This window comes from Pseudomonas sp. 34 E 7 (assembly GCF_900005715.1).
Taxonomy (GTDB): domain Bacteria; phylum Pseudomonadota; class Gammaproteobacteria; order Pseudomonadales; family Pseudomonadaceae; genus Aquipseudomonas; species Aquipseudomonas orientalis_A.
In genome coordinates this window covers 24018-31949 of record NZ_CVTX01000185.1, presented here as the reverse complement: position 1 = coordinate 31949, position 7932 = coordinate 24018, and the positions used below count along the sequence as shown (strand labels likewise).

The 7932-nt window shown below is 62.8% G+C and carries 9 protein-coding genes; 3 read left to right on the top strand and 6 right to left on the bottom strand.

Annotation, left to right across the window (positions count from 1 at the left end; genetic code table 11):
- Nucleotides 1–245: 245 nt before the first annotated feature.
- From BFP96_RS24875 to cmoB, 3 genes are all read left to right on the top strand, one after another.
- Complete coding sequence (locus BFP96_RS24875; protein WP_065937202.1) at nt 246–635, top strand: protease inhibitor I42 family protein; 390 nt, start codon at nt 246–248, stop codon at nt 633–635.
- 138 nt (nt 636–773) lie between these two features.
- Complete coding sequence (cmoA, locus tag BFP96_RS24870; protein WP_065897503.1) at nt 774–1517, top strand: carboxy-S-adenosyl-L-methionine synthase CmoA; 744 nt, start codon at nt 774–776, stop codon at nt 1515–1517.
- A complete protein-coding gene (gene cmoB / locus BFP96_RS24865; RefSeq protein ID WP_065937201.1) occupies nt 1514–2470 on the top strand; it encodes a tRNA 5-methoxyuridine(34)/uridine 5-oxyacetic acid(34) synthase CmoB in 957 nt (318 codons plus the stop codon). Before cmoA ends, cmoB begins: the two co-directional genes overlap by 4 nt.
- A gap of 142 nt (nt 2471–2612) precedes the next feature.
- On the opposite strand, the gene tadA is transcribed toward cmoB, so the two are convergent.
- The 6 genes from tadA to rnc all read right to left on the bottom strand — a co-directional run bounded on the left by tadA (nt 2613) and on the right by rnc (nt 7893).
- A complete protein-coding gene (tadA, locus tag BFP96_RS24860; RefSeq protein ID WP_065885934.1) occupies nt 2613–3107 on the bottom strand; it encodes a tRNA adenosine(34) deaminase TadA in 495 nt (164 codons plus the stop codon).
- Entirely contained in the window at nt 3107–4489 is a 1383-nt protein-coding gene (locus BFP96_RS24855) for a multicopper oxidase family protein (RefSeq protein WP_065885933.1), read from the bottom strand. Before BFP96_RS24855 ends, tadA begins: the two co-directional genes overlap by 1 nt.
- A gap of 192 nt (nt 4490–4681) precedes the next feature.
- Nucleotides 4682–5425 (bottom strand): pyridoxine 5'-phosphate synthase, encoded by a 744-nt coding sequence (gene pdxJ, locus BFP96_RS24850; protein ID WP_065885932.1) that lies wholly within the window; start codon nt 5423–5425, stop codon nt 4682–4684.
- A gap of 51 nt (nt 5426–5476) precedes the next feature.
- Nucleotides 5477–6166: a DNA repair protein RecO gene (gene recO / locus BFP96_RS24845; RefSeq protein WP_065937200.1), complete on the bottom strand. Its 690-nt coding sequence runs from the start codon at nt 6164–6166 to the stop codon at nt 5477–5479.
- A 142-nt stretch (nt 6167–6308) separates the two neighbouring features.
- Nucleotides 6309–7211: a GTPase Era gene (era, locus tag BFP96_RS24840; protein ID WP_043204836.1), complete on the bottom strand. Its 903-nt coding sequence runs from the start codon at nt 7209–7211 to the stop codon at nt 6309–6311.
- Nucleotides 7204–7893 (bottom strand): ribonuclease III, encoded by a 690-nt coding sequence (gene rnc / locus BFP96_RS24835; protein ID WP_003188856.1) that lies wholly within the window; start codon nt 7891–7893, stop codon nt 7204–7206. The genes era and rnc overlap by 8 nt, the downstream gene beginning before the upstream one ends.
- Nucleotides 7894–7932 lie beyond the last annotated feature (39 nt).

Sequence of the window (7932 nt, the reverse complement as noted above, 5' to 3'; positions counted from 1 at the left end):
AGTGAGCCGCTGTAAAAGCGGAACCATTAGCAGCCGTTACCGCAGAAACGGATATGTACTCGGTCTGATCCAACATCCTGGTCGGCCCCGAGGCCGCCATCGGGAGCAAGCCCCCTCCCACACTTGAATGCATTCACAAATCAACATGTGGGATGGCCCCGATGAGGCCAGACCTGCCCCCTCCTGTCACACCCTGTCCCATCTTCGGTTATGCTCGCCCCTCGTCGTGTATAAACGGAGCCCCCATGATCGCAGCCCGCCTGCTTCTCCCCCTGAGCCTTGCCCTGCTCGCCGCGTGCGCCAGTGCGCCGAAGCAAAACGTCACCGTGGAAGATCAGAGCGCCTGCCCGCTCCAGCTTAAACCTAACCAAACCCTGATCCTCACCCTGCCCAGCAATCCCACCACCGGCTATCGCTGGGCCATCCAGGACTCCGCCGGCGGTGTACTGCGCGCATTGAGCCCCGAGGTCTACAGCAGCAGCGAATCCGGCGTGATCGGCGGTGGCGGCCAGTCGACCTGGCGCTTCCAGGCGTTCGCCGCCGGCCAAGGCCGTCTGCGCCTGACCTCCCAGCAACCGTGGGAACCGGAAGCCGAGCCCGTGGAAACGTTCGACTGCGCCATCACGGTGAACTGATGGGCCAAGGCTTTGGTGACGTGCTGATTCCGGCACCGCGTTCATCCAGAATGTCTGCGTAATCGTTGACGACCATCGCAGGCAAGCCAGCTCCTACGCTAAAATGCCGGCCTTTCCCCCTTCGTCGCCGGAACAACCGTGAGCAAAGAACCCGATCGCCTATTCGCCCAGCCCCTGCCCCAGGTGCCGGACTTCGCCTTTAACGAGGACGTGGTGCGGGTGTTCCCGGACATGATCAAGCGCTCGGTGCCCGGTTACCCGACCATCGTCGAGAACCTCGGTGTGCTCGCCGCCCAGTTCGCCCAACCGAACAGCGTGCTGTATGACCTGGGCTCATCCCTGGGTGCGGTCACCCAGGCCCTGCGCCGCCATGTGCGCACCGAGGGTTGCCGGGTGATCGCAGTGGATAACTCGACGGCGATGGTCGAACGCTGCCGCCAATACCTCAATGGCCAGGACTCGATGTTCCAGGAGTTACTGCCGGTGGACGTGATCGAGGGCGATATCCTTGCCCTGCACTTCCAACCGGCCTCGGTGGTGGCGCTGAACTTCACCCTGCAATTCATCGCCCCCGATGAGCGCCTGGCATTGCTCGGGCGTATCCGTCAGTCGCTGCTGCCGGGCGGCGCCCTGATCCTCTCGGAAAAGCTGCGCTTCAATGATGCCCAGGAGCATGGGTTGCTGACCGACCTGCATATCGCGTTCAAGCGCGCCAACGGCTACAGCGAACTGGAAATCGCCCAGAAGCGCAGCGCCATCGAAAACGTCATGAAGCCCGACAGCCTCGAAGAACACCGCGAACGCCTGCTGGCGGCCGGGTTCTCGAAAGTCGTGCCGTGGTTCCAGTGTCTTAACTTTGCCTCGTTGATTGCCTTGCCATGATTGATTTGTCTCCCCTCGCCCGCCATCTGGTCGGTACTCCCCTGGCCGTATGGGCCCAGGGCCTGCAAGCGCAGCTCGATAGCAAGATGGAAAAAGGCCATGGCGACCTGGAGCGCTGGCAGAGTGCTTTGGACGCACTGCCGAATATCCAGCCCAGTGACGTGGACCTGTTGAACGGCCTGGTGCTGGACACGGAGTGCGACGACGAGACTCGCGCACAGATGCACACGGCGCTCATGGGGCTGAGCCCCTGGCGCAAAGGCCCGTTCCACCTGTTCGGCGTGCATGTGGACACCGAATGGCGCTCGGACTGGAAATGGTCCCGCGTGGCGCCGCATCTGGACTTGAAGGGCAAGCGCATCCTCGATGTGGGTTGCGGCAATGGCTATTACATGTGGCGCATGCTCGGCGCCGGCGCCGACAGCGTGATTGGCGTGGACCCCAACTGGCTGTTCTTCTGCCAGTTCCAGGCGGTGCAGCGTTACCTGTCCGAACCCAGGGCCTGGCACCTGCCGTTCCCGTTCGAAGACCTGCCGGCGAACCTTGAAGGCTTCGACACGGTGTTTTCCATGGGCGTGTTCTACCACCGTCGTTCGCCGATCGAACACTTGCTGGCGCTGAAAGACACGCTGGTCAAAGGCGGTGAGCTGGTGCTGGAAACCCTGGTGGTGGAAGGCGATCAGCAGCAAGTGCTGGTGCCGGAAGACCGCTATGCGCAGATGCGTAACGTGTGGTTCCTGCCGTCGGTTCCGGCGCTGATGCTGTGGCTGCGCCGCGCCGGATTCAGCGATGTGCGCTGCGTGGACGTGAGCGTGACCACGGTCGAGGAACAACGCGGGACGGCGTGGATGAAGTACCAGTCGCTCAGTGACTTCCTCGATCCCGAAGATCACAGCAAGACCATTGAAGGGCTGCCGGCGCCGATGCGGGCGGTGATCATCGCCAGGAAATAACGGTGAGTTATCACTGAATATATGGAGATCCAAATGTGGGAGGGGGCTTGCCCCCGATAGCGGTGTATCAGCCATGGATGTGGTGACTGACACTCTGCTATCGGGGGCAAGCCCCCTCCCACACTTTTATCCTCAGTGTTCTTTAGAGTGGGGGCTTGGCCCGCCGAGCCTTGAAGAATTCACTCAACACTGTGCCGCACTCCTCGGCCAGCACCCCGCCTTCAAACAGTACCCGATGGTTGAGAAAGCCCTGGGTAAAAAACTGCCCCTGGCTCTGCACGATCCCGGCCTTGGGCTCGAGTGCGCCATAGACCACCCGTGCAATTCGCGAATGCACGATCAACCCGGCGCACATGCTGCACGGTTCCAACGTCACATAGAGGGTACTGCCCGGCAGGCGGTAATTGCTGACGGCGTGGGCGGCCGCGCGGATCGCGACCATCTCGGCATGGGCACTGGGGTCATTGCCGCTGATCGGGCAGTTGAAACCGCGGCCGATGATCTCACCGTCCTGCACCAGCACCGCGCCCACCGGCACTTCACCCAGCGCCGCGCCCTGGGCGGCGAGTGCCAGGGCTTCGCGCATGAAGTCCTGGTCGCGGCTGCGGTCGATGATCGCGGGGCGAACCTGGCGCATCACGCCACCTCGATGGCGGCCATCAGGCCGGTTTCCATATGGTCGATCACATGGCAGTGGAACATCCACACCCCCGGGTTATCCGCCACCAGGGCTACGCGGGCACGTTCGTTCTTGCCCAAGAGGTAGGTGTCGGTGAAATACGGGATGACCTTGTGGCGGTTCGACGCAATGACCTTGAAGCTCATGCCGTGCAGGTGGATCGGGTGCTGGTACTGGGTCATGTTCTTCAATTCGAAAATGTAGCTCTTGCCCTTCACAAGCTTGGCAATGGGGCGGTCGGCGCAGGTCTTGTCGGTGATGTCCCAGGCCTGGCCGTTGATCTGCCACAGGCTCGGCGGCTTGCCGTTGTCGACGTTGACCGACACCGAGCCGACCCATTCGAAATTGAAGTTGAGTTTCTCGGCATTGGCCAGGTCCGGTTCGGCAACCGGGTTGGCCGGCAGCGCCGGGGGCCACTCGGTGGGCGCGTCGGTGTTGGCCACCGAACGGAACGTGCCCAGGCGCACCGGGCCATTGCGGATCGACAGCTCTTCGCCGGCGGGCGGCGCCTTGATCGCCAGGCAGATACGCATGCCAGGGCCCAGCCAGTATTCCTTGCCCAGCGGGCGCGGCTCGATGGGGTTGCCGTCCAGCGCGTAGATCTGCGCGTCGACATCCGGAATGTTGATGCGATACGTCAGGGTGTTGTCGAGATTGAGCAGGCGCACCCGGGTGATCTGCCCGGCCGGCAAGTCGATCACGGCCTGGGACACGCCATTGATGGTGGATAAACGCCCCGCCGTGCCGCCACGCGCCGCCTCACGGGGAATGCTGAAGGCGACAAAGGCGCCCTCTTCGTCCACGTGCCAGCTTTTCAGGCTGAGGGTGCGTTCGTGTTTGAAACCGGTGGGCTCGCGCTCCTCGATGATCAGCGGTCCGACCAGGCCCCGGCCGAGTTCTTCGCTGCTGTTGACGTGCGGGTGATACCAGTAGCTGCCAGCGTCGGGCACACGGAACTTGTAGTCGAAATACTCCCCTGGCAGCACCGGCAATTGCGAGACGTAGGGCACGCCGTCCATCTCCAGCGGCAGGCGGATGCCATGCCAGTGGATGGTGGTGGCGACCGGCAGGTGGTTGATAAAACGCACCCGCAGCCACTCGCCCTGGCGTACGCGCAACTCGGTGCCGGGCGCCGAAGGGCCGAACGCCCAGGCCTGGGTGGTGTGGCCCGGCACCAATTCCACGTCCAGGGGCGCGGCGATCAACTCGTAATCGTGCCCCGCCTCGGACTCGGCGACCTTCCCCAGCCAGTAGCGGTAGCCGCCACCGGCACCGACGCCCACTACGGCCAGGCCTGCAAGACCACCCAGGATTTGTCGACGGGAAAAGGATCGGGACACAACAACCTCACGTATCTGCCGCAGGCACAGGGCCTGCAAAGGGCGGATACGATACACCTGCGGGCGCTAAACAGTAAGGGTTCGCATGTGGGAGGGGGCTTGCCCCAGATTGCGGTGTATCAGGTAAGAATAGGCTGACTGACACACTGCTATCGGGGGCAAGCCCCCTCCCACATTGGATCTTCAGTGTTTTTAGTGTTTGGCGGCCGCCAGGATCAGGGCCTTCATCTCGGCCACGGCGCCTTTGAAACCGACGAACAGCGCATGGGCCACCAGCGCATGGCCGATGTTCAGTTCGTTGATGCCCTTGATCGCCGCCACGGCTTCGACGTTGTGGTAGTGCAGGCCATGGCCGGCGTTGACGATCAGGCCTTCGCCAAGCCCGCAGTTCACGCCGTCGATGATGCGTTGCAGCTCTTCAGCCACTTCGGTCGGCGTGGTGGCATCGGCGTAGCGGCCGGTGTGCAGTTCGATGGCCGGGGCACCGACGCGGCGTGAGGCCTGGATCTGACGCTCGTCGGCGTCGATGAACAGCGACACTTCGCTGCCGATCTTCGACAGGCGCTCCACGGCAGCCTTGATCCGTGCTTCCTGGCCGGCCACGTCGAGGCCGCCTTCGGTGGTCAGTTCCTGGCGGGTTTCCGGCACCAGGCAAATGTGTGCCGGGCGGATGCGCTCGGCGAACTGCATCATTTCTTCGGTGACGCCCATTTCGAAATTCATGCGGGTCTGCAGCACGTCCTTGAGCAGCAGCACGTCGCGCTCCTGGATATGGCGGCGGTCTTCGCGCAGGTGCACGGTGATGCCGTCGGCGCCCGCTTCTTCGGCGTCCAGCGCGGCCTTGACCGGATCAGGGTAACGAGTGCCCCGGGCCTGGCGCAGGGTGGCAACGTGGTCGATATTGACGCCAAGAAGAATGCGATTGCTGGTGGTCACGGAAGCGCTCCTGAAAAGGGAAAGAATCGGTGCACAGCATACACGGGGATGTCAGGGCTTTCGAAACAAATCGCGACTGACCAGCGGCCGTCCGCCCAGGTGCACGGCCAGGGCCTGGCGCATCAGGCGCTTGGCGGCGGACAAGGCGCCGGGGGCGGTCCAGTCCGCTTCGCTCATGGCCAGCAACTCGGCGCCCTGGAACAGGCCGGGTTGCAACAGGTACACGCGCTCAAGACCCGCATCCACTTGCAGGCGATACAGCCCGTCGGCGGCGACAGGGTCACCGTGCAGGTCGTTGTGCAATTCAAAGCCGTAGCCCAGGTCATCCAGCAGGCGCCATTCAAAGGCCCGCAGCAGCGGTTCCAGGGGACGGCCTTCGGCGAGGGCGAGCAAGGTGGCGGCGTAGTGATCGAAGACGGCCGGATGCGGGTCTTCGGCGGGCAGCAGGCGGATCAGCAGCTCATTGAGGTAGAGACCGCTGAACAGCGCATCGCCATTGAGCCAGGCGGACGTGCCGACGCTCTCCAGGCGGCCGACATTCTTCAGCTCGCCCTTGCCGCGAAACTCCACGTCCAGGGCCACGAACGGCCGCGCCAGCGTACCGGCCTTGCCCCGCGCGCTGCGCAGAACCGCGCGCAGACGGCCCTGGGGCGTAAGGAAGTCCACCAGGGCGCTGGTCTCACGGTAGGCGCGGCTGTGCAGCACATAGGCGAGCTGGCTGGGAGGCGGGGATTGGGACATGGGTTCTCGATCTTGAAAACAACATCAAACGAATGTGGGAGGGGGCTTGCCCCCGATGGCAGTGTGTCAGTCACTTATCCATTAACTGATCCACCGCCATCGGGGGCAAGCCCCCTCCCACATTTTTTAGCCCTGCGGTGTCTTACAGGTCGCCGTAGCCCAGGGAGCGCAACGCGCGCTCATCATCGGACCAGCCACCCTTAACCTTCACCCACAGGTTGAGCATGATCTTGGAATCGAACAGCAATTCCATGTCCTTGCGCGCCTCGGTGCCGATGCGCTTGATGCGCTCGCCCTTGTCGCCAATGATGATTTTTTTCTGGCCGTCACGCTCAACCAGGATCAGCGCATGGATGTGCAGGGTTTTGCCCTGCTGCTTGAACTCTTCGATTTCAACGGTGATCTGGTACGGCAGCTCGGCGCCCATCTGGCGCATGATTTTCTCGCGCACCAGTTCCGCAGCAAGGAAGCGGCTGCTGCGGTCGGTGATCTGGTCTTCCGGGAAGAAGTGCTCGTTCTCCGGCAGGTAGCCGGCAATCACGCGCTCCAGGGCTTCGAGGTTGTGGCCGTGCTGCGCCGAGATCGGCATGATCTGGGCATTCGGCAGTTGTTCCTGCAGCCAGGTCAGGTGCGGCATCAGTTCGGCTTTGTCTTCGATACGGTCGGTCTTGTTCAGCGCGACGATCAACGGGCCGGTGACGTACTGCACGCGCTCCAGAACCATCTGGTCTTCGTCGGTCCACTTGGTGCGGTCGACCACGAAAATCACCACGTCGACGTCTTTCAACGCCGCCGAAGCGGTCTTGTTCATGTAGCGGTTAAGCGCCTTTTCACCGCCCTTGTGCATGCCGGGGGTGTCGACGTAGACCGCTTGCACGGTGCCTTCAGTCTTGATGCCCAGCATGTTGTGGCGGGTGGTCTGCGGCTTGCGCGAGGTGATCGCGAGCTTCTGGCCGAGGATGTGGTTGAGCAGCGTGGACTTGCCCACGTTGGGGCGGCCGACGATGGCAACATAGCCACAGCGTGTTGCGGTTGAATCAGTCATGGCCATTCTCCACGCCCAGGGCAATCAGTGCTGCAGCGGCCGCTACCTGTTCGGCAATACGACGGCTCACACCCTGACCTCGGCTTTTTTCGTTCAGTAAGGTGATTTCACATTCCACGAAGAACACGCGGCAATGCGGCTCACCCTGGATATCCACCACTTCGTAGCGTGGCAGTTCGCAACCGCGCGACTGCAGGTATTCCTGCAGGCGGGTCTTGGGGTCCTTGTTGGTGTCGACCAGCGTCAGGCTTTCGATTTCCGAAGCCAGCCAGGCGACCACGCGCTCCTTGGCCGTCTCCATCCCTGCATCGAGGTAGATCGCCCCGATCAAGGCTTCCAGGGCATCAGCCAGGATCGACTCGCGACGGAAACCGCCACTTTTCAACTCACCGGAACCGAGGCGCAGGTACTCGCCCAGGCCGAAACCGCGAGCCAGCACCGCCAGGGTCTCGCCTTTCACAAGACGGGCGCGCAGGCGCGAAAGTTGGCCTTCGCGCGCTTGCGGGAAACGCTCGAACAGCGCCTCACCGGCGGCGAAATTGAGGATAGCGTCACCGAGGAATTCCAGGCGCTCGTTATTGCGCCCTGCAAAGCTGCGGTGTGTGAGGGCAAGGACCATCAATTCCTGGTCCTTGAAGGTGTAGCCGAGCTGGCGCTCGAGACGACTCAGAGAAACGGTCACGGTTTATCCATATCTAGTTGGTGGCACCGGCGGCCATCG

Excerpts from the sequence above, each read along its gene's own strand:
- BFP96_RS24875 (WP_065937202.1), top strand. The coding sequence starts at position 246 with ATGATCGCAGCCCGCCTGCTTCTCCCCCTGAGCCTTGCCCTGCTCGCC.
- cmoB (WP_065937201.1), top strand. The coding sequence starts at position 1,514 with ATGATTGATTTGTCTCCCCTCGCCCGCCATCTGGTCGGTACTCCCCTG.
- tadA (WP_065885934.1), bottom strand. The coding sequence starts at position 3,107 with ATGCGCCAGGTTCGCCCCGCGATCATCGACCGCAGCCGCGACCAGGAC.
- recO (WP_065937200.1), bottom strand. The coding sequence starts at position 6,166 with ATGTCCCAATCCCCGCCTCCCAGCCAGCTCGCCTATGTGCTGCACAGC.
- era (WP_043204836.1), bottom strand. The coding sequence starts at position 7,211 with ATGACTGATTCAACCGCAACACGCTGTGGCTATGTTGCCATCGTCGGC.